Annotated in this window: 23 protein-coding genes; 7 read left to right on the top strand and 16 right to left on the bottom strand. The window is 67.6% G+C overall.

What is annotated here, in order from left to right; all coding sequences use genetic code 11:
- The 14 genes from H8R02_RS05945 to hpaR all read right to left on the bottom strand — a co-directional run bounded on the left by H8R02_RS05945 (nucleotide 1) and on the right by hpaR (nucleotide 10,777).
- A complete protein-coding gene (locus tag H8R02_RS05945; RefSeq protein WP_187080393.1) occupies nucleotides 1-1,089 on the bottom strand; it encodes an MBL fold metallo-hydrolase in 1,089 nt (362 codons plus the stop codon).
- A gap of 67 nt (nucleotides 1,090-1,156) precedes the next feature.
- Complete coding sequence (locus H8R02_RS05940; protein ID WP_187080392.1) at nucleotides 1,157-2,062, bottom strand: DMT family transporter; 906 nt, start codon at nucleotides 2,060-2,062, stop codon at nucleotides 1,157-1,159.
- Complete coding sequence (locus H8R02_RS05935; protein ID WP_187080391.1) at nucleotides 2,059-2,487, bottom strand: type II toxin-antitoxin system VapC family toxin; 429 nt, start codon at nucleotides 2,485-2,487, stop codon at nucleotides 2,059-2,061. Before H8R02_RS05935 ends, H8R02_RS05940 begins: the two co-directional genes overlap by 4 nt.
- Nucleotides 2,484-2,786 carry a FitA-like ribbon-helix-helix domain-containing protein gene (locus H8R02_RS05930; RefSeq protein WP_187080390.1) on the bottom strand — a complete coding sequence of 101 codons (303 nt, stop codon included), beginning with the start codon at nucleotides 2,784-2,786 and terminating at the stop codon, nucleotides 2,484-2,486. The genes H8R02_RS05935 and H8R02_RS05930 overlap by 4 nt, the downstream gene beginning before the upstream one ends.
- A gap of 44 nt (nucleotides 2,787-2,830) precedes the next feature.
- Complete coding sequence (locus H8R02_RS05925; RefSeq protein WP_187080389.1) at nucleotides 2,831-3,808, bottom strand: 2-dehydropantoate 2-reductase; 978 nt, start codon at nucleotides 3,806-3,808, stop codon at nucleotides 2,831-2,833.
- Nucleotides 3,805-4,554 carry a class II aldolase/adducin family protein gene (locus H8R02_RS05920; protein ID WP_187080388.1) on the bottom strand — a complete coding sequence of 250 codons (750 nt, stop codon included), beginning with the start codon at nucleotides 4,552-4,554 and terminating at the stop codon, nucleotides 3,805-3,807. Before H8R02_RS05920 ends, H8R02_RS05925 begins: the two co-directional genes overlap by 4 nt.
- Nucleotides 4,555-4,564: 10 nt before the next feature.
- A complete protein-coding gene (locus H8R02_RS05915; RefSeq protein ID WP_187080387.1) occupies nucleotides 4,565-5,374 on the bottom strand; it encodes an HpcH/HpaI aldolase family protein in 810 nt (269 codons plus the stop codon).
- Nucleotides 5,375-5,384: 10 nt separating this feature from the next.
- Nucleotides 5,385-6,188: a 2-oxo-hept-4-ene-1,7-dioate hydratase gene (gene hpaH, locus H8R02_RS05910; RefSeq protein WP_187080386.1), complete on the bottom strand. Its 804-nt coding sequence runs from the start codon at nucleotides 6,186-6,188 to the stop codon at nucleotides 5,385-5,387.
- Entirely contained in the window at nucleotides 6,185-6,589 is a 405-nt protein-coding gene (locus H8R02_RS05905) for a 5-carboxymethyl-2-hydroxymuconate Delta-isomerase (RefSeq protein ID WP_187080385.1), read from the bottom strand. Before H8R02_RS05905 ends, hpaH begins: the two co-directional genes overlap by 4 nt.
- Before the next feature lies 1 nt (nucleotide 6,590).
- Entirely contained in the window at nucleotides 6,591-7,517 is a 927-nt protein-coding gene (gene hpaD, locus H8R02_RS05900) for a 3,4-dihydroxyphenylacetate 2,3-dioxygenase (RefSeq protein WP_187080384.1), read from the bottom strand.
- A 4-nt stretch (nucleotides 7,518-7,521) separates the two neighbouring features.
- Nucleotides 7,522-8,979 carry a 5-carboxymethyl-2-hydroxymuconate semialdehyde dehydrogenase gene (hpaE, locus tag H8R02_RS05895; RefSeq protein ID WP_187080383.1) on the bottom strand — a complete coding sequence of 486 codons (1,458 nt, stop codon included), beginning with the start codon at nucleotides 8,977-8,979 and terminating at the stop codon, nucleotides 7,522-7,524.
- Nucleotides 8,980-8,982: 3 nt separating this feature from the next.
- Nucleotides 8,983-9,732, bottom strand: coding sequence for a fumarylacetoacetate hydrolase family protein (locus H8R02_RS05890; RefSeq protein WP_187080382.1), 750 nt, complete (start codon nucleotides 9,730-9,732; stop codon nucleotides 8,983-8,985).
- Nucleotides 9,729-10,346: a fumarylacetoacetate hydrolase family protein gene (locus tag H8R02_RS05885; RefSeq protein ID WP_187080381.1), complete on the bottom strand. Its 618-nt coding sequence runs from the start codon at nucleotides 10,344-10,346 to the stop codon at nucleotides 9,729-9,731. The genes H8R02_RS05890 and H8R02_RS05885 overlap by 4 nt, the downstream gene beginning before the upstream one ends.
- Nucleotides 10,343-10,777: a homoprotocatechuate degradation operon regulator HpaR gene (hpaR, locus tag H8R02_RS05880; RefSeq protein ID WP_187080380.1), complete on the bottom strand. Its 435-nt coding sequence runs from the start codon at nucleotides 10,775-10,777 to the stop codon at nucleotides 10,343-10,345. The genes H8R02_RS05885 and hpaR overlap by 4 nt, the downstream gene beginning before the upstream one ends.
- Nucleotides 10,778-10,837: 60 nt before the next feature.
- Here hpaR and radA point away from each other — a divergent pair, with 60 nt between their 5' ends.
- On the top strand, nucleotides 10,838-12,214 hold the full coding sequence (gene radA / locus H8R02_RS05875; protein ID WP_187080379.1) for a DNA repair protein RadA: 1,377 nt from the start codon (nucleotides 10,838-10,840) through the stop codon (nucleotides 12,212-12,214).
- Nucleotides 12,215-12,228: 14 nt separating this feature from the next.
- Nucleotides 12,229-12,660, top strand: a complete 432-nt coding sequence (locus H8R02_RS05870) for a glycerate kinase (RefSeq protein WP_187080378.1) — start codon at nucleotides 12,229-12,231, stop codon at nucleotides 12,658-12,660.
- On the opposite strand, the gene H8R02_RS05865 is transcribed toward H8R02_RS05870, so the two are convergent.
- Entirely contained in the window at nucleotides 12,614-14,764 is a 2,151-nt protein-coding gene (locus H8R02_RS05865; protein ID WP_187080377.1) for a prolyl oligopeptidase family serine peptidase, read from the bottom strand. The genes H8R02_RS05870 and H8R02_RS05865 overlap by 47 nt on opposite strands.
- Before the next feature lie 85 nt (nucleotides 14,765-14,849).
- Here H8R02_RS05865 and H8R02_RS05860 point away from each other — a divergent pair, with 85 nt between their 5' ends.
- From H8R02_RS05860 to H8R02_RS05840, 5 genes are read left to right on the top strand one after another with little or no spacing between them, the layout of a single operon-like run.
- A complete protein-coding gene (locus tag H8R02_RS05860) occupies nucleotides 14,850-15,788 on the top strand; it encodes a branched-chain amino acid transaminase (RefSeq protein WP_187080376.1) in 939 nt (312 codons plus the stop codon).
- Nucleotides 15,785-16,006, top strand: coding sequence for a zinc-finger domain-containing protein (locus H8R02_RS05855; protein WP_187080375.1), 222 nt, complete (start codon nucleotides 15,785-15,787; stop codon nucleotides 16,004-16,006). Before H8R02_RS05860 ends, H8R02_RS05855 begins: the two co-directional genes overlap by 4 nt.
- A complete protein-coding gene (gene waaF, locus H8R02_RS05850) occupies nucleotides 15,987-16,985 on the top strand; it encodes a lipopolysaccharide heptosyltransferase II (RefSeq protein WP_354004878.1) in 999 nt (332 codons plus the stop codon). The genes H8R02_RS05855 and waaF overlap by 20 nt, the downstream gene beginning before the upstream one ends.
- Before the next feature lie 60 nt (nucleotides 16,986-17,045).
- Entirely contained in the window at nucleotides 17,046-18,206 is a 1,161-nt protein-coding gene (locus H8R02_RS05845) for a YbfB/YjiJ family MFS transporter (RefSeq protein ID WP_187080373.1), read from the top strand.
- Nucleotides 18,196-18,798: a carboxymuconolactone decarboxylase family protein gene (locus H8R02_RS05840; protein ID WP_187080372.1), complete on the top strand. Its 603-nt coding sequence runs from the start codon at nucleotides 18,196-18,198 to the stop codon at nucleotides 18,796-18,798. The genes H8R02_RS05845 and H8R02_RS05840 overlap by 11 nt, the downstream gene beginning before the upstream one ends.
- Here H8R02_RS05840 and H8R02_RS05835 read toward each other — a convergent pair.
- Nucleotides 18,795-19,376 (bottom strand): D-Ala-D-Ala carboxypeptidase family metallohydrolase, encoded by a 582-nt coding sequence (locus H8R02_RS05835; RefSeq protein WP_187080371.1) that lies wholly within the window; start codon nucleotides 19,374-19,376, stop codon nucleotides 18,795-18,797. The two genes, H8R02_RS05840 and H8R02_RS05835, sit on opposite strands and share 4 nt — an antisense overlap.
- Nucleotides 19,377-19,403 lie beyond the last annotated feature (27 nt).

Genomic DNA, 19,403 nt, shown 5'->3' with positions numbered 1-19,403 from the left:
TCAGCGCAAGCCCTCCCACCACTTCTTGTTCACGCGCGGCTTGCCGAGCGTGAGCACTTCGCCGATTTCGGGCGTCGCCAGCTGCAGCCCCTTCTGCTCCGCAAGCGCGGCCACTCGCTCCAGCGGGTCGCGCCAGGTGTGGAAGGCCAGGTCGAACGTGCTGTTGTGCACGAGGTAGAGCGTCTTCGCGCCGAGGTCCTGGAAGGCCTGCACCGTTTCTTCCGGCGTCATGTGCACCGTGGGCCAGTAGCTGTCGTACGCGCCGTTTTCCATGAGCGCGATGTCGATGCGGCCCAGGCGCTGGCCGATCTCCTTGAAGCCCTTGAAGTAGCCCGAGTCGCCGCTGTAGAACACGCGGTCGTCACCCGTCTTGATCAGCCATGACGACCACAGCGTCTTGTTGCGGTCCCACAGCGTGCGGCCTGAGAAGTGCTGCGACGGCGCGGCGACGAGCCCCACCTCACCGACCGTGCGCTCCTCCCACCAGTCGAACTCGTCGATGCGGTCCGCGGCGACGCCGAAGCCCTTGAGGCGCTCGCCGACACCAAGCGGCACAAAATAGCGCTTCACGCGGTCCTTCAGCGCCTCGATCGTCGGCACGTCGAGATGGTCGTAGTGGTCGTGCGAGAGGATGAGGCCTTCGATCGGCGGGACGTCCTCCAAGGCGATCGGCGGCTTGTGGAAGCGCGCCGGGCCCATCCACGTGACGGGCGACGCACGCGGCCCGAACACCGGGTCGATCAGCCACCATTTGCCGCGCAGCTTGAGAAGGTGCGACGAGTGGCCAAGCCGGATGATGTGCGTGGACGTGTCGTCCAGCGCCGCGAGCGCCGCCTTGTCCAGCATGCGCACGGGGATGGGGTCGATGGGGACCGTGCCTTGCTTCTTCTCCAGCAGGAAGCGCATCCAGATGTCCCACGAGGAGCGATGCGGTTTCGCGTCGGGGTTGGGCGGGTTCTGGAAGCGGCAGTCGGCCGCGGCGAACTGCGGCGACTTGGCGAAGCGCGGGTCGCATTCTTCCGCGCGGCCATCGGCCGGCACAAGCGTGGTGAAGAGCGGCACCAGGCAGCCGCACGTGAAACGTCGCATCGAGCCACCCCTCTGCAGGACGATGCACGAGGATACGGGGTTCGCGCGCGGCGCGCCACCTCCCCTTTCAGCGCTTGCGCATGCCGAGCGCGACGACGGCCCCGACCACGATGAGCGCACCGGCGACCTGCACGGGCGCGATGGCTTGCCCGAGGACCAGCCACGCGAGCACGAGCGCGAACACCGGCTCGACGTTCATGATGGCGGAGTTGCCGACCACGCCCAGGCGCGGCAGCACCGTGAACATGATCGTGAACGCGGTGCCGTAGAGGAACGTGAGCGCGGCGATGCCGGCCCATCCGGCCGGTGCGGTGGGCAGGTGGAAGCCGCCTTGCACGGCGACGGTGGCCAGCGCGATCACGGCGGCGATCGCCATCGTGGTGGCGGTGCGGACGCGGCCGTCCACGTCGCTCGCCTCGTGCTGCGTCAGCACGAGGGCCATGCCGAATGTGGCCGCCGCCGCGAGGGCGAATGCAACCCCCGCGCCGATGCGCGCCCACTGCCCGCTCGCCCCCAGGCCGGAGGCGGCGCCGAACACGTCGAGGGCGAGCGACAGGCCGACAAGGATCGCCGGCATCGCGATGAGCAGCGGCCGCTCCGGCGGGTGCTTGTAGAACACCGCCGCCCACAACGCGGTCCAGATCGGGTAGGTGTTGAACGCGAGCAGCGCCAGCGCCACCGGCAGGCGCGCGACGGCCGAATAGAGGCACAGGCTCTGCACCCCGATCAGCAGGCCGATGACGGGTAGGAAGCGTTTGTGGCGCGCGGTGAAGCTCACGCGCACGCCCTGCACCGCGAGCAGCGCGGCGATCACGCACACGGTCACCGTGCTGCGGAACACCACCGCCGTCGCGACGTCCACGCCGTTGTTGAACGCGATGCGCGCAGCCACGTGGTTCGCGCCCATCATCAGCGCGATGAGCAGCAGCGTGGCGAAGGCGGTGCCGCTGAGGGCCTTGCTCGGGGCGGTCACGCGAGGCCGGCCAGGTGCTCGCGCGCGGCTTTCGCCAGCTTCTTGTCGAAGGTGAGCAGCGGCACGTGCAAAGCGGAGGCAAGCCAGAGGTAAGCGGCGTCGTAGGCGCTCAGCTGATAGCGACGTGCGAGTTCGTACTGGCCGCGCGCGTCGGTGGGGTGCAGCTCGATGTCGTAATCGTGGTATTTCGCGAATGCGTTCTCGATCGCCTCCGGCGTCTCGGACTCCTTCTTCTTCAGCGCGACGCTCGCCAGTTCGCTGTCGAGCACGTGGGGCGCCTGCAGGCTCTTGCCGACCAGTAGCGCCGCGGCCTCTTCACGGGAGGCTTCCTTGAAAAGCACCGAGGCGAGCACGCTGCAGTCGAGCACGACGGGTGGGCGATGGAAGTACCGCGCCGGGGGTTCAGCCACGTAGAGGGGGCTCACCGGCTGTCCCTTTCCTTGCGGATGATGTCGGTGCCGGTCGGCGCGTCGGGCGAGAACTCGATGCCCTCTGCATCCTGCTCCGCGACGATCTGCTCGGTCGTCTTCCAGCCCCGGCGCAATGGCGGGTAACGCAAGTTCCGCGCCGGTATCGGCGTTTCGGGACGGCCCTGCGGCTCGGCAGCCGCCGATTCGATGATGGCCATCAGCTCGCCCTGCAGCGAACGATGGTTGCGCGCGGCGCGCTGCCGCAGCGCTTCGGCCAGCGGCTCGGGTACGTCCTTGATCGAAAGGTTGGGCATGTCGGCTCCCTGGGTTCAGGAGCCATTATGGCGCCACTTCGGCGTCAATACAACTTTCGACCTTGGAAGAACAACCGGCTGAGGCCGAGCAGCGCATCGGTGAACGGCGTCGCCACACCCGTCAGCTCGCCCAGTTCCTTCACCACTGTCACCAGCGCATCCAGCTCCACCGGCTTGCCCGCCTCGACGTCCTGCAGCATCGATGTCTTGAACGCGCCCAGCTTCTTCGTGATCGCGTGGCGGTCTTCGGGTTGCTGCTCGATGGGGATGCCGATGCGGTTGCCGACCTCGCGCGCTTCGAGCATCACGCGGGAGATGAAACCGCGCACGAGCTCGTCGTTCATGATGAGGTCGGTGGTGGCGCCGGTGATCGCGCTGACCGGGTTGACGGTCATGTTGCCCCACAGCTTGAACCATGTGTCGCGCTGGATCTGCGGCGAGACTTCGACTTCGAAGCCGGCTTTGGCCAGCAGGTCGGCGATGGCTTGCAGGCGCCGCGTCTTCTCGCCCGAAGGCTCGCCGACGATCAGCTTGTTGCCGAAGTGCTGCTTGACCAGGCCGGGTTCCGGCGTGGAGCAGCTCGCGTGCACGACGCAGCCGACGATGTGCTTGCCGGGGACCGCCTTCGCGATCGCGCCGTCGGGGTCCACCGCTTTCAGCCGCGTGCCTGCAAGCTTGCCGCCGAAGCCTTCGAAGAACCACCAGGGCACGCCGTTCATGGCGGTGAGGACGACCGTGTCGGGGCCGATCAGCGGAGCGATGCGCTTCGCGACGTCCGTCATCGCGGGTGCTTTGACGGCGACGACGACGAGGTCCTGCACGCCGAAGTCGGCCGGCGACTCGCTTGCGCGCACCTTCGTCGCCACGGTGTCGTCACCATGCTGCCAGCGCAGGCCTTGCTCGCGGATCGCGGCAAGCGTCGCACCGCGCGCGACCACGCTCACGTCGCAACCCTGCTGCGCCAGCCGCGCCCCGATCCAGCCACCGATGGCGCCCGCGCCGTAGATACAGACCTTGTTCATTGCTTGTAGCTCGCGTCCTTGCGGTCGACCAGCCGCGTCATCGCATCGAACACGTCCGTGCCGCCACCGAACTTCATGTCGAACTGGAAGGAGTCGTGCGTGGTCTTCTTCGCCACGGCATCCGGTACGGCGATGGCGGGGCCCAGCGCTGCCTGGGCGACCTGGACGTCACACGCGCGCTGCAGCGTCCACAGGCGCGAGAAAGCGAGCGGCAGCGTGGGCGCCCACGCGAGCAGGCCATGGTTGCGCAAGATGACGACCGGTTTGTCGCCGATGTTCTTCAACAGGCGCGGCGCCTCGTCCGCGTGGATGGTGATGCCCTCGAAGTCGTGGTACGCCACCAGGTCGTGCAGCTGCGCCGAATAGAAGTTGTTCTGGGCGAGCCCGCCCTGAGTGCACGCCACGGCCAGGCCCGTCGTCGTGTGCGTGTGCATCACGCAATGCGCGTCCGGGATGGCCTCGTGGATCGCCGAGTGCACCGTGAAGCCCGCCGGGTTCACCGGGTACGGGTTGTCGTCCAGCTTGTTGCCCGCGGTGTCGATCTTCACGAGGTTGCTCGCGGTGACCTCGCTGTAGTGCAGCCCGAAGGGGTTGATCAGGTACTGCTTCTTGCCGTCCGTCACCGAGTCGGGCAGGCGCACGGTGATGTGGTTGTAGATCATCTCGGTCCAGCCGAGCATGTCGAAGACGCGGTAGCACGCGGCGAGCTGCACGCGCGCCTGCCATTCGTCGGGGTGCCACTTCATGGTGGAGTTCCTAGTAGTTGCCTTTGGCGGCAGGCTGTTGCGGCGCGCCCTTGAATTTGCCGAGCAGCGCAGTGGTGCTCTTGATCATCAGGTTCGTGTCGGTGCCCAGCGCGATGAAGGTCGCGCCCATTTCCACGTGCTTCTTCGCGAGCGTTTCGTCCAGCGTGAGGATGCCGACCGCCTTGCCGGCTTTCTGGATGCGCTGGAAGGTCTCGGCGATCAGCTTCTGCATGTCGGGATGCCACGGGTCGCCCACGTGCCCGAAGGCCGCCGACAAATCCGACGGGCCGATGAACACGCCATCGACGCCATCCACCGCCGCGATCTCGTCGAGGTTCTCGATGCCCGCGCGCGTCTCGGCCTGCACGAGCAGGCACACCTCGCGGTTGGCCTCTTTTGCGTAGTTGGTGTTGCGTCCCCAGCCCGACGCACGCGTGGCCGCCATGCCGCGAATGCCCTCGGGCGGGTAACGCATGCAGCGCACCAGCTCGCGCGCCTGCTCCGCGGTGTCGACCATCGGCACCAGCAGCGTCTGGATGCCTGCATCGAGGTATTGCTTGATCAGCGCCTGCCCCACATAGCCATGCCCCATCGGCACGCGCGCGACGGCATGCACGCCCGGATAAGCCGCGATCACCTGCGACTGCATCAGCACGTTCATCGGGTCGTTGGGTGTGTGCTCGGCGTCGAGCAGCAGCCAGTCGAAACCGGCGGCCGCGCAGATCTCGGTGTTCAGCGGGCCCATGAGGCTGACCCACAGGCCGTACTGGGTGCGCTTCTCGGCGAGCGCCTTCTTGAATGCGTTGACGGGTGTCTTCACCTTGGACTCCTTAGACGAAACGGAACTCGAAGCGACCGAGCCTGCCGTAGTCGGCATCGAACACGTCGCCCTGCTTCGCCGGCGCGGGCCGCGTGAACGACCCCGCCAGCACGATCTCGCCTGCTTCCAGGCCTTCACCCCACGGCGCGAGCTTCATCGCGAGCCACGCGACGCCGACGGCGGGGTTGCCTTGCACGCCTGCGGCGAGGCCAGTCTCTTCGACCACGCCGTTCTGGCGCAGGATCGCGCCGACCCACGGCAGGTCCACCTCGCGCGGATGCATCTTGCGGCCGCCCAGGATGATGCCGGCGTTGGCTGCGTTGTCGCTGATCGTGTCCTGCACCTTGCGCGGCGCCCTGGTGTGGCGGTCGAACTGCTCGATGCGCGCGTCGATGATCTCGATGGCGGGCTGGACGTACTCGGTTGCGTCGAGCACATCGTCCACTGACACCTTCTCGCCCCGCAGCGGCTTCTTCAGGATGAACGCCAGCTCCACCTCCACGCGCGGCGCGACGAAACGCTGCGTCGGGATGTCGCCTGGCGCGAAGAGCATGTCGTCCAGCAGCGTGCCGTAGTCCGGCTCGTCGATCTGGCTGGACTGCTGCATGGCGCGGGAGGTCAGGCCGATCTTGTGGCCGATGGGCTTGCGGCCGGCGGCGATCTTCATCGCCACCCACGCGCGCGCGACGGCGTAGCCATCCTCCACCGTCATCGCAGGGTAGCGCCTGGAGAAATGCTCGACCTGTTGGCGCGTGCGCTCGCTCTCGTCGAGTTCGCGAGCGAGCTGCTGGACCAGTTCGGGTGTGATGCTCATTTGTTGAACAGCGGATGCAGCGTGGAATGCTTGCCGTCGTAGACCTGGCCCGGGCTTTCGTCGATCTGCAGCGTGACGCCCACGAGTTCCTTCTCGAACATCGGTGCGACATGCTGCTTCACGACGGCCATGAGCCGATCGCCGGCGCTTTGCTTCACCGCATCGCTGCGGCCCGCGCCCATGCGCACATTGAGGTACATGAAACCGTAGTCGCCCTTGCCGTCGGCTACCGCGTAGTGCGTGGCGGGGTACGCGAGCACACGAGTGCCGCCGGTGGGGAACACCTGCTTGCCGGATTCGTCGCGGATCTCGAGCATCTCGTCGGCGAGCTTGCGGCAGAGCGCGCTGACGTCCGTTTTCGCCTCGAGGTTGGGGGTGTAGAGGATGACGCAGTGGGGCATGTCAAAGCCTGCTGGAAATGGCGGTGTAGCCGTCGGCCGCCGACGCCTGCGCCTTCGGGATCGCCGCGCCGTCCTGCGGCGTGACGGGGAAGATCGCGTTGATCTGGCCGGTGCCGGAGGCGCCGAAGTACGGCGTGACGACTTCGACCTTGCCGTCGTAGGCGCTCCAGCCCAGCGCGCCAAGCAGCATCGCCGTGTCGTGCATGAAGCCTTCGCCGTGACCTTTGGCGGCATATTCGGGCAGCATGCCGCAGAACGCCCGCCACTCGCCGGCCTGCCACATGCGCACCACTTCGTGATCGAGCTGCTCGAGGAAGGGGCTCCAGATCCTGAACGCGAACTCCGGCGCGAGCCCGTTCTGCGCGAAGCGGTGCGAGAGGGACCCGCTCGCGAAGACGGCGACGGTGCCGTCGTATTCGTCCTCGATGGCCCGGCGGATCGCCCAGCCGAGGCGCGCGCTGTCGTTCAGGTAGTGCGCCATGCACAGCGCCGAAACCGACACGACCTTGAAGTGCTTGTCCGCGTTCATGTACCGCATCGGCACCAGCGTGCCGTACTCCGGGCCAAGCGTGGTGGCGTCGTGCGCCAGTGTCTCGACGCCCCACTCGTTGGCCACCTTGGCCATCAGCTTGCCGAGCCTCGGGTTGCCGGGAAACTCGTACCCCATGTTCGCGATGAAGTGCGGCAGCTCGTTGCTCGTGTACTCGCCCTTGAAGTGCGGCGCGCAGTTGACGTGGTAGTTGGCGTTGACCAGCCAATGGGTGTCGAACACCACGATGCTGTCCACGCCGAGCTCGCGGCAGCGCCGCCCGATCTCGGCGTGCCCGTCGATGGCGTCCTGCCGCGTGCCCTTGCGCGGGCCGTCCAGCTCGCTGAGGTACATCGAGGGAACGTGGGTGATCTTGGCTGCGAGCGCGAGCTTGCCCATGGCGTCAGACTCCCCAATGCGGTATGTGATGCGAGCCGAGCGACACCGCGATGTTCTTCGGCTCCAGGAACACCTCGTAGCTCCAGGTGCCGCCTTCACGGCCCGTGCCCGACGCCTTGGTGCCGCCGAAGGGCTGGCGCAGGTCGCGCACGTTCTGGCTGTTGACGAAGCACATGCCGGCTTCGATCTGCGCGGCGACGCGATGCGCGCGGCCGATGTTCTCCGTGAAGACGTAGCTGGACAGGCCGTACGGGATGTCGTTCGCGATGCGCACCGCATCCGCTTCGTCCTTGAACGGGATCAGGCAGGCGACCGGGCCGAAGATCTCGTCCTGCGCGATCTTCATGCGGTTGTCGACGTCGCCAAACACGGTCGGCACGACGTAGTTGCCCTTCTTCACGCGGTCCGGCAGCAGCGGCGCGCCCAGGCCACCGCACAGAAGCGTGGCACCTTCCTTCGGGCCCAGCTCGATGTAGCTGCGCACCTTGGCAAGGTGCGCCTGCGAGATCATCGGGCCGACGATCGTCTTCTCGTCCAGTGGGTCGCCCACGGTGATCTTCTTCGCGCGTTCCACAAATTTCTTCGCGAAGTCCGCGTAGATCGACTGCTGCACGAGGATGCGCGAGCCGGCCGTGCAGCGCTCGCCGTTGTTCGAGAAGATCATGAACACGGCGGCGTCGAGAGCGCGCTCGAGGTTCGCGTCTTCGAAGATCACGAACGGCGACTTGCCGCCCAGCTCCATGCTGAATTTCTTCAGTCCCGCTTCCTTGACGATGCGGTTACCGGTCGCCGTGGAGCCGGTGAAGGAGATCGCGCGAACGTCAGGGTGGCGCACCAGGGGTTCGCCGGCCTGCTTGCCGTAGCCGTGCACGATGTTCAGCACGCCAGGGGGGACACCCGCTTCGAGCGCAAGTTCCCCAAGCCGCGCGGCGGTCATCGGCGAGAGTTCGCTCATCTTCAGCACCGCCGTGTTGCCGAACGCAAGACACGGCGCCACCTTCCACGTGGCCGTCATGAACGGCACATTCCACGGCGAGATCAGCGCGCAGACGCCGACGGGGTGGAACAGCGTGTAGTTCAGGTGCGTCTCGGTCGGATACGTGTGGCCGTCCACCCGCACGCACATCTCGGCGAAGTAGTAGAAGTTGTCCGCGGCGCGCGGCACGAGCTGCTTGCCGGTCTGCGCGATCACTTGCCCGGTGTCGTTCGTCTCCGTCTGCGAAATTTCGGGAACGTTCTTCGCAATCAGGTCGCCGAGCTTCTTCACGATCTTCGCGCGCTGCGGCGCGGGCATGTTGGCCCAGGCCGGGAATGCGTCCTTCGCTGCAGCGACAGCGGCATTCACTTCGTCTTCGCCGCCGGACGCGACTTCCGCGAGGACTTCCTGCGTGGCGGGGTTCACGCTCTCGAAGTAGTCGCGGCCCGTGACGGGTTTGCCGTTGATCAGGTGCTCGATGCGCATGGCCTACTCGATGGTGTTCATGAGGGCGCCGAGGCCCTCGATCTCCGTCACGACGACGTCCCCCGGCTTGCAATCGACCACGCCGTCGGGCGTGCCGGTGAGGATCAGGTCGCCCGGCTGCAGCGTCATGAACGCGCTGAAGTACTCGATGAGGAACGGCACGTCGAAGATCATGTCCCGCGTGTTGCCGCATTGCGTGACCTTGCCGTTCACGGTGGTCCGCAGGTCCAGCGCCATCGGGTTGGGGATGTCCTTGGCGTCCACCAGCCACGGGCCCAGCGGCGTGGCGCCGTCGCGGTTCTTCACGCGCAGGTTGGGCCGGTACCAGTTCTCGAGGTAGTCGCGGATGGCGTAGTCGTTGGCGACCGTGTAGCCGGCAATGAAGTCGTAGGCGTCGTCCCGCTTCACCTTGCGCGCGGTGCGGCCGACCACGATGGTGAGTTCGCACTCGTAGTGCATGAAGTTCACGCCGGCGGGCCGCCTGGTACGCTGGCGGTGGCCGTTCAGCGCGGTCTCGCCTTTCAGGAACACGAGCGGCTCCTCGGGCGCCTTGAACTCGAGCTCCTTCGCGTGGTCGGCGTAGTTCAGGCCGAGGGCGAGGATGGTGCGCGGCCGGTCCGCGGGAGGCGCGACCGGGGGCAGCCAGGTGACGTCGGTTTCGCCGACGAGCGTGCCGTCCTGCAGCAGCAGCCGGCCGCCCTGCTCGCTCGCGTGCTGCACGCGGCCCTGGTGGATGACGCGGGCGCGTTTCATGCGGACTCCGCGACGAGCGTGTTCACGAGCGAGCCCAGCGCCGGCATCGCGATCTCGATGCGGTCGCCCACCTTGGCGCGGGGGCGGTCGCCGGCACATCCCAGCATCAGCACGTCGCCCTCGCCAAGCGTCATGAACTCGCCGACATCCGCGAGCAACTGGTCGGCGGAACGAATGAGTTCGGAGAAACGCACCGTCTGGACCAGCTCGCCATTGACACTCACCTTCAGCGTGAACACCGCCGGGTCGCCCGCTTCGTTGCGCGAACGCACGCGGTCGCCGAAGCCGAGGAAACCATCGAGGCAGCGGAACTTCACCGGCGGGCGGAAGTAGCTCGCATGCGGCACGCACAGGTCGTTGAGCAGCACGTAGCCCGCGACCTCGCGCGCCGACTTCATCACCATGCCGACGGTCGCGCCGATCTCCACCTCGGCGACATGCGCAGGCACCGGGATGTTCGCCCCGTTGGGCGAGAACGTGTTGGCCGTCTTCACGTACAGCACCGGCGCTTTCGGCGGCGCCTTGTACGGCGGCTCGTTCATCTTCGGCTGCCACGCTTCGTACTCGCCGCGGAAGTTCAGCAGCGTGCCGTAGACGGTGCCCTGCAACGTCATGGGCCCTCCAGTTCGATCAGTTCGTCGAGCAGCGTGTACAGCTGCGTGAGCTTCTGCTTGCCCAGCGACTGCTCCAGCCACTGGTAGTGCATCTCGATGGTGGTGGACAAACGGTCCACCAGCTTGCGACCCTTGGCCGTGGCCTCCACCACCGTGCGGCGCTGGTCCGCCGGGTCGCGCTCGCGGGTGACGAGCCCGTCGCGCTCCATGCGCGAGAGCACCCCCGTCAGGCTCGGCCCGATGATGTAGGCCTCGCGGCCGACACGGCCCGTCTCCACGGCCCCGTGCTCGCCCAACACGCGCAGCACGCGCCACTGCTGGTCGGAAAGGCCATGCTCGCGCAGGCTCGGCCGCGTGTGCAGCATCACGGCTTCGCGCGCCTGCAGCAGCAGGCGCGGGAGGTTGCGGTGGGCAAAGGCCGTCGTAGCCATGTTATTTAACATGTTAAGTGAATCGGCGGCGGCCCGCAAGCGCCCCCTACACTTGCGGCAATGGCCAAAGAGAAGACCACCTACACCTGCACCGAGTGCGGCGGCAGCACGCCCAAGTGGCAGGGCAAGTGCCCCAACTGCAACGCGTGGAACACGCTGATCGAGACCGTGGCCGAGTCGCCCTCGGCGCGCAACAACCGTTTCGCTTCGCTGGCGCCTGCGTCCGAGGTCGCGGTGCTGGCCGACATCGAAGCCTCCGAAGTGGAGCGCACCCCCACCGGCATCGGTGAGCTCGACCGTGTGCTCGGTGGCGGCATCGTCGAAGGTGGCGTGGTGCTGATCGGCGGCGACCCCGGCATCGGCAAAAGCACGCTGCTGCTGCAGGCGCTGGACGGCTTGCAGCGCGCAGGCGTGCCCACGCTCTACGTCACCGGCGAGGAAAGCGGCGCGCAGGTTGCCCTGCGCTCGCGCCGCCTCGGGCTCGACAACTCGCAGGTGAAGGTGCTGGCCGAGATCCAGCTGGAGAAGATCCAGGCGACCATCTCCGCGCAGCAACCGGCCGTGGCCGTGATCGACTCGATCCAGACGGTCTACTCGGACCAGCTCACCTCCGCGCCGGGCTCGGTGGCGCAGGTGCGCGAGTGCGCGGCGCACCTCACGCGAGCCGCGAAGTCCGGCGGCACGAGCATCGTGCTGGTGGGCCACGTCACCAAGGAGGGCGCACTCGCCGGCCCGCGCGTGCTGGAGCACATGGTGGACACCGTGCTCTATTTCGAAGGCGACACGCACTCCAGCTTCCGCCTCGTGCGCGCCATCAAGAACCGCTTCGGCGCGGTGAACGAGATCGGCGTCTTCGCGATGACCGAGAAGGGCCTCAAGGGCGTGGCCAACCCCAGCGCGATCTTCCTGTCGCAGCACAGCGAGCCGGTGCCCGGCAGCTGCGTGCTGGTCACGCTGGAAGGCACGCGGCCGATGCTGGTGGAGATCCAGGCGCTGGTGGATTCCGGCGGGCCGAGCCCCCGTAGGCTTTCCGTGGGCCTGGACCGCGACCGCCTCGCGATGCTGCTTGCGGTGCTGCATCGCCACGCAGGCGTCGCGTGCATGGACCAGGACGTGTTCGTCAACGCGGTCGGTGGTGTGCGCATCAGCGAACCGGCCGCAGACCTGGCGGTGATGCTTTCCATCGCGTCGTCGCTGCGCGGACGCGCGCTGCCCAAGGGCTTCATCGCCTTCGGCGAAGTGGGTTTGGCCGGCGAGGTGCGCCCCGCGCCGCGCGGTCAGGAGCGCTTGCGCGAAGCGGCCAAGCTCGGCTTTTCCGTCGCGATCGTGCCCAAGGCCAACGCCCCCAAGGGCCACCAGCGCGAGATGGAGGGCCTGGCCATCCACCCCGTCGAGCGCATCGAGCAGGCCCTGGAAGTGGTGCGGGGCCTGCAGTAGGGGAAAATCGCGCCATGAATTTCCAGAAGATCGCAGTCCCCATCCTCGGCGTCGTGCTCGTCTACGCCGCGTGGCGAGGGTATGGCTGGCCGGGCGTTGCGCTCGTCGTGGGCGGCATCATCATGTGGATGCTGCTGCACTTCACCCGCATGATGAAGGTGCTGCAGCGCGCGGGCAGCCGCCCTGTGGGCTATTGCGACAGCGCCGTGATGCTCAACGCCAAGCTCAAGCCCGGGGTGAACCTGCTGCACGTGCTGGCCCTCACGCGCGCCATCGGCGAGCAGCTCTCCGAAAAGGGCATCGACCCCGAGATCTACAAGTGGACCGACGGCACGCAGTCGTCGGTCACCTGCGAGTTCAAGCGCGGCAAGCTGGTGAAGTGGACGCTGTACCGCCCGCCTAGCGAGCAGGATACGGTCGCGCCAATTTCGACCATAAGTAACTGAACTGCAGGGCTTGCAGGTGCGCACGTTGCGCCGCGTCGGCCGCGCCGCCGTGGCCGCCTTCGATGTTCTCGTAGTACAGCACCGGGTGGCCCTGCTCCTGCATCCTCGCCACCATCTTGCGCGCGTGCGCCGGGTGCACGCGGTCGTCGCGCGTGCTCGTGTAGAAGAACACCTCCGGGTACTTCTTGCCCGCGGCCACGTGGTGGTACGGTGAGTACGCCGAGAGGAAAGCCCAGTCCTCGGGCTTGTCCGGGTCGCCGTACTCGGCCATCCAGCTCGCGCCGGCCAGCAGCTTGTTGTAGCGCTTCATGTCCAGCAGCGGCACGGCGCACACCACCGCGTTGAACAGCTCGGGCCGCTGCGTGAACACCGCGCCCACGAGCAGGCCGCCGTTGCTGCCGCCGTAGATGCCGAGGTGGCGGGGCGACGTGATCTTGCGCGCAATGAGGTCCTCCGCCACTGCGATGAAGTCGTCGAAGCTGCGCTGGCGGTTGCCTTTGAGCGCCGCACGATGCCACGCGGGCCCGAACTCGCCGCCGCCACGGATGTTGGCCACCACGTAGACGCCGCCGCGGGCCATCCAAGCGTTGCCCGTGGCAGGCGCATAGTGCGGCAGCTCGCTGTTCTGGAAGCCGCCGTAGCCGCGCAGCAGCGTGGGGTTCATGCCGTCCGCGGTGGCGCCCTTGGGCCACACGACGAAGTAGGGAACCTTGGTGCCGTCGCGGCTCGTGGCGAAGAGCCGCTCGACGCGCATGCCCTCGGCATCGAAGAACTTCGGCAACTGCTTGAGCAGCTCGCGCTCGTTCGTACCGGTGCGGCCGAGGTAGAGGGAATCGGGCGTCAGGAAGTCCTCGTAGGTCAGCAGAACCGATTCGCCGAGGGTGTCCGCCGCGAGCGAGCGGTCGTGCAACGAGCGCGCATAGGCCGAGGACTTGCCGGGCAGCGCGAACTCGCGGCGCTTCCATGCGCCGGCCTCGTGCCACAGCTCCTCGATGCGGGTGGCCACCGTGTCCATGCTCTCGACCAGCACGCGCGATTGCGTGAACGTCACCGCGCGCCGCACGAGGAAGCGCGTTGCCGTGGGCTCGAACAGCACGTCGAGGCGCCGCTCACCCTTCATGAAGCCGTCGAGGCCGGCAGCCAGCAACGAGCCCGCGCGGTAGGTTCGCCCACCCGCCGTGTAGTCGCTGCGCAGTTGCAGCAGCAGCCACTCGCGGTGGAACCACAGGAAGGTGTCCGCAGGCACGTCGATCTTCTCGAGCCGCCCGTCGCGCAGGAGGAAGTTCTCGTAGGTGTTGAACTCCACGACGCGCTGTACGAGGTGGCGCACGTAGCCGGGCGTCGGCGTCACCTCCGCGTTCACGCCGAGGTCCGTCGGCTGCGACTGGTAGACGATTCGCGCCTGCGCCAGCGGCGTGCCGCGCTGCCAGAGGCGCAGCTGCAGCGGGTATCCCGATGCACTCATCGTGCCCGGCCCGAAATCCGTCTCCACGTACAGCGCATCGCGCGACACCCAGCGGATGTCGTTCTTGGCCTCGGGCAGGACGAAGCCCCTGTCCACGAAGCGCTTCGATGCGAGGTCGAACTCGCGCTGCACCTTGGCGTCCGAGCCGCCGCGCGAGAGCGACACCATGCAGCGCTCCACCACGCCTGCCGCGGTCGCAGGCTCGCACTGGAAGCCCTTCCACACCCAGCTCGCCCCCTCGGCGCGGTTGAGCGCGTCGACGTCCAGCACCACTTCCCACGCAGGCTGCGGCTTGCGGAACTCGGCGAGCGTGGTGCGCCGCCACACGCCGCGCGGGTTCTGCGCGTCGGTCCAGAAGTTGTACAGGTGCTCGCCGATGCGCGTGGGGTACGGGATGCGTTCGCGCGAATCCAGCACCTCGCGCACACGCGCCTTCAGCGGGGCGAACTCGGGCCGCTTCTCCAGCACCGCCTGGGAAGCCGCGTTGCGCTCTCGCACCCAGGCCAGCTGGCGCTCGCCGGTCACGTCTTCCAGCCAGAGGTACGGGTCTTCGGTGGCCACCGCCACCGGGCCGGGCGCGGTGCAGGCGGCGACCAGCGTGAGCACGCCCAAGGCCGCCGCCTTCAGGAATGAATGCATTGGTTTGACTCCTCGTCTCTGGCCGGGATTGTCACCGAATAAAATCAGCTCCTTTCCCCCAAAACCTGCAGGCAAGGAATTCCTTATGGCGAGCCCACTACCCTCGATGGCCGACCGCGACGGCAAGATCTGGATGGACGGGGAGCTCATCGACTGGCGCGACGCCAAGGTCCACGTGCTCACCCATACGCTGCACTACGGCTGCGGCGCTTTCGAGGGCGTGCGCGCCTACAACACGGTCAACGGCACGGCGATCTTCCGCCTGCAGGAGCACACCGACCGCCTGTTCAACAGCGCCAAGATCCTGCGCATGCAGCTGCCCTTCAGCAAGGAGCAGGTCAACGAGGCGCAGAAGCAGGTTGTCAAGGCCAACAAGCTGGAGAGCTGCTACATCCGCCCGCTCACCTGGATCGGCTCGCAGAAGCTGGGCGTCAGCCCCAAGGGCAACACCATCCACCTGATGGTCGCCGCGTGGGCCTGGGGCGCCTACCTCGGCGAAGAGGGCCTGAAGAACGGCATCCGCGTGAAGACCTCCAGCTACACGCGCCACCACGTCAACATCACGATGACGCAGGCCAAGGCGGTGTCGAACTACTCCAACTCGATCCTCGCCAACATGGAAGCGCTGGACGACGGCTACGACGAGGCGCTGCTGCTGGACGCCTCGGGCTTCGTGTCCGAAGGCGCCGGCGAGAACATCTTCGTCGTGAAGGACGGCAAGATCTACACGCCGGACCTGTCGGCCGGCGCGCTCAACGGCATCACCCGCAACACCGTGTTCCACATCGCGCAGGACCTCGGCGTGGAGATCATCCAGAAGCGGATCACGCGCGACGAGATCTACATCGCCGACGAGGCGTTCTTCACCGGCACCGCCGCCGAGGTGACGCCCATCCGCGAGCTGGACCGCGTGCAGATCGGCATCGGCCGCCGCGGGCCGGTCACCGAGAAGATCCAGTCGGCCTTCTTCGACATCGTGAACGGCCGCAACCCCAAGTACGCGCACTGGCTGGCCAAGGTATGAGCACTGTGACGAAGAAGGAAGCGGTGGTCGAACTCACCGCCAAGGACCTCAACGCCAACGGCGGGGTGTTCTGCCCGAGCCCGATCGCGGGCATGAAGATCTGGAACACGCATCCGCGCGTGTTCCTCGACGTGGCGCGTACCGGGCAGGCTAAGTGCGCGTATTGCGGCACCGTGTACAAGCTGAAAGAAGGCGAGCATTTCGGCCACGGCCACTGATTCGCTCGTCGTCGCGCCGCAGTGGATCGGCGACGCGGTGATGACCGAGCCGCTGCTGCGCCGGCTGCATGCGCGCGGCGAGCGGCTCACGGTGGGCGCGTTGCCCTGGGTGGCGCCGGTGTACCGCGCGATGCCGCAGGTGCACGAGGTCATCGAGTTCCCGTTTGCGCATGGCGGCCTGCAGCTGCGGGCGCGCCGCGCATTGGGGCGTGAGCTGCAGGGCCGCTTCGATGCGGCCTACGTGCTGCCGAATTCCGCGAAGAGTGCATTGCTGCCGCTGCTGGCCGGCATCCCGCGGCGGGTGGGTTATCTCGGGGAAGCGCGCGTCGGGCTGCTCACGCACCGGCTGAAGAATCCCAAGGGCAAGCCGCCGATGGTGGCGTTCTACTCGGCGTTGTCGGGCGCTACGGGTGTGGAAGGCGATCGCCCCCGCCTGCAACTCAAGGCAGGCGAGGCGGATGCGACGCTGCGCGCTTTCGACTTGTCGCAGCGCGGGTACTACGTCTTCGCGCCGGGCGCGGAATACGGGCCGGCGAAGCGCTGGCCGCCCGGGCACTACGGCGCGCTGGCGCTGCAACTCGATGCGCCGGTGGTGCTGCTCGGCTCGGCGAAGGAAGCGCCGCTGTGCGAAGAGATCGCCGCGCATGCGCCCGGCAAGTGCCTCGTGCTCGCGGGCAAGACGTCGCTGGCGCAGGCCTTTGCCTTGATCGCTTCCGCGCGAGCGGTGGTCAGCAACGATTCGGGCTTGATGCACGTGGCCGCGGCTTTCGCCGTGAAGCAGGTGGCGCTGTTCGGCTCGTCGAGCCCGCTGCACACGCCGCCGCTGAACGAAGCGGCGCACGTGATCTGGTTGAAGCAGGACCCCGCTTATGTTCCGTCGCTCGACTGCGCGCCGTGCTTCGAGCGCGAGTGCCCGCTGGGGCACTTGAGGTGCCTGAACGACATCCGGCCGGAGCGCGTTCTGTCGATTCTTCAATAGAGAACGGTCGTTCTCGATTATTCATTTGTGCCGAGGCCCCCGAAGCGGTCCAATCGGGCCATGAACTTCACTGCCATGGCCGGGCTGCTCTCGCTGGCTGTCGCGATGGGCATCGGGCGCTTTGCCTTCACGCCCGTGCTGCCGCTGATGCTGCGCTCGGGCGAGCTCGACGTTGCAACGGCCGGCTGGATCGCGGCGGCGAACTACGCCGGGTACCTCGTGGGCGCGATGACGGCCGCACGCGTAAAGCTGCGTGCAGGGGCGCTGGGCATTGCGGCGCTCGTGGCAACGGCCGTGCTGACTGCCGCCATGGCCGCGCACGGGCCGGTGGCCTGGGGCTTGTTGCGGTTCGCCGCGGGCGTCGCGTCTGCATGGGCCTTCGTGGCGACGAGCGTGTGGTGCCTGGGTGCGCTGGCGCAACAGGGCAAGGGGCATCTAGGCGGCGTCGTGTACGCGGGCGTGGGTGTGGGGATCGCCATCACAGGCGCGTACTGCCTCGTTGCCGGCGCGGGCTCCGCGCAATCACTTTGGATCCAGCTCGGCGCGCTGGCACTTGTGCTCGCGCTGCCGGCGATGGTGGGCGCATCGAAGGCGGACGGCGGCGTTCCCTCCGCGCACCGCGACGCCGCGCGTCCCACTTCGGACGCAACGGGGCTGGTCGTGAGCTACGGCCTCATGGGCTTCGGCTACATCCTGCCCGCCACCTTCCTGCCCGTGATGGCCCGCAGCGTCGTCGATGACGCGCGCGTGTTCGGCCTGGCCTGGCCGGTGTTCGGCGCCATGGCTGCCATATCGACCGTGCTTGCAGCCGCCTGGCTGAAACGCGCATCGCGGCTCACCGTCTGGAGCGCCTGCCAGCTCGCGATGGGTGTCGGCGTGCTGCTGCCCAGCCTGTGGCTCACGGGCTGGACCATCGCGCTGTCGGCGGTGCTCGTCGGCGGCACCTTCATGGTCATCACGCTCGCCGGCGTGCAGGAGATGCGCGCACGCGCGCCGCATGACCCTGCGGCCGCAGTTGGCCGCATGACCGCCGCGTTCGCGTTCGGCCAAATCGCAGGCCCCGTTTGCTCCTCGCTGCTGCTGCACGTGCCGGCCTTCGCCGCGCACGGCCTGAACATCGCGCTGCAACTTGCGGCCGCCGGCCTGCTGCTGTCGGGCCTGTGGCTCGCACGCGAGACATCCAGAATCCCCACGAACCCGGAGGTTGCCCATGCCCGCTGAACCCATCCCCCAAGGCTTTGCCGAAGGCGCCCATGAGCGCCTGCCCATGCCCGCGCAGGACGCGATGAACGACGCGCAGCGCGCCGCCGCGCAGGCGCTGATCGACGGCCCGCGCAAGGGCGTGTACGGGCCCTTCCTGCCGCTGCTGCGCAGCCCCGACCTGCTCGACCGCGTGGCGAAGGTCGGCGAATACCTGCGCTTCGGCAGCACGCTCGACGCACGCGTGCGCGAACTCGCCACGTGCATCGCGGCACGCCACGTGCACAACCAGTTCGAATGGGTGATGCATGCGCCGCTCGCTCGCAAGGCCGGCGTTTCCGAGGCGGCGATCGAAGCATTGCGCAGCGGCGCGCGCCCGAAGCAGCTGGCAAAGGACGAGGAGTGCGCATACGACTTCGCCACCGAGCTGCTCGCCACCAACGGCGTGAGCGACGCGACGTACGCCGATGCACTCGCGCAGTTCGGCGAGCAGGGCGTGGTGGAACTCACCACCCTCGTCGGCTACTTCGTGATGGTCAACTGGGTGATGAACGTCGCGCGCACGCCTTCATTGGCCAGCGACGAAAAGCGCCTGGGCGCCCTTCCCGCCTAGAAATACTTCAGGCAGAACGACGTCTTGCTCGTGTGGTCCGCACCCCATGTGCGCCAGCCGCTCACGTCGAGGTGGATGCGCCCGCTCGGGTAGCGGCTCATCCCCATCTGCCATGCCTTGCCTTCGTTGCGCCAGAAGTTGCACAGCTTCTCCACGTCCACCTGCCCCGGGTCGGCCGTGATGTCGATGGCAAAGCTCTTCGTGTGCGCGCTGCGCGGCGCACCGTTGGCGCACTTGTTCAGCTCAGGGTTGCGGTAGCCCGAAGCGCCCTCCACGTCCTTGAGGATGCCGCGCTTCTTGAGCTCGGCCACCAGGTCCAGCACCTGCCGCATCACCGGCCAGCGGTCCTTGGGCGGCACTTCGAATTGCTGCGCACCGCACTTCTTCCAGTCGGTGGCCGTGCGCAGCAGCGAGCGCGTGGGCAGGATGCCCGACACGTGGTTCTCGTGCAGGTACGCCTCCAGCTCGCCGACCGGGTGCTCGCGCATCCACGCGTCGAATTCCTTCTGGTCGTCGGGCTCGGCCGCGCACGCGGCGGCCAGGCACAGCAGCGAGGCAAGGGCGGCGATGCGGTGCATCCGGCCATTTTCTTGCGGATCGCGCGC

Origin of the sequence: Ramlibacter albus (assembly GCF_014297445.1) — a bacterium.
Taxonomy (GTDB): domain Bacteria; phylum Pseudomonadota; class Gammaproteobacteria; order Burkholderiales; family Burkholderiaceae_C; genus Ramlibacter; species Ramlibacter albus.
Note: the sequence above shows the minus strand (reverse complement) of the source record. Positions and strands in the feature narration are given on the sequence as shown.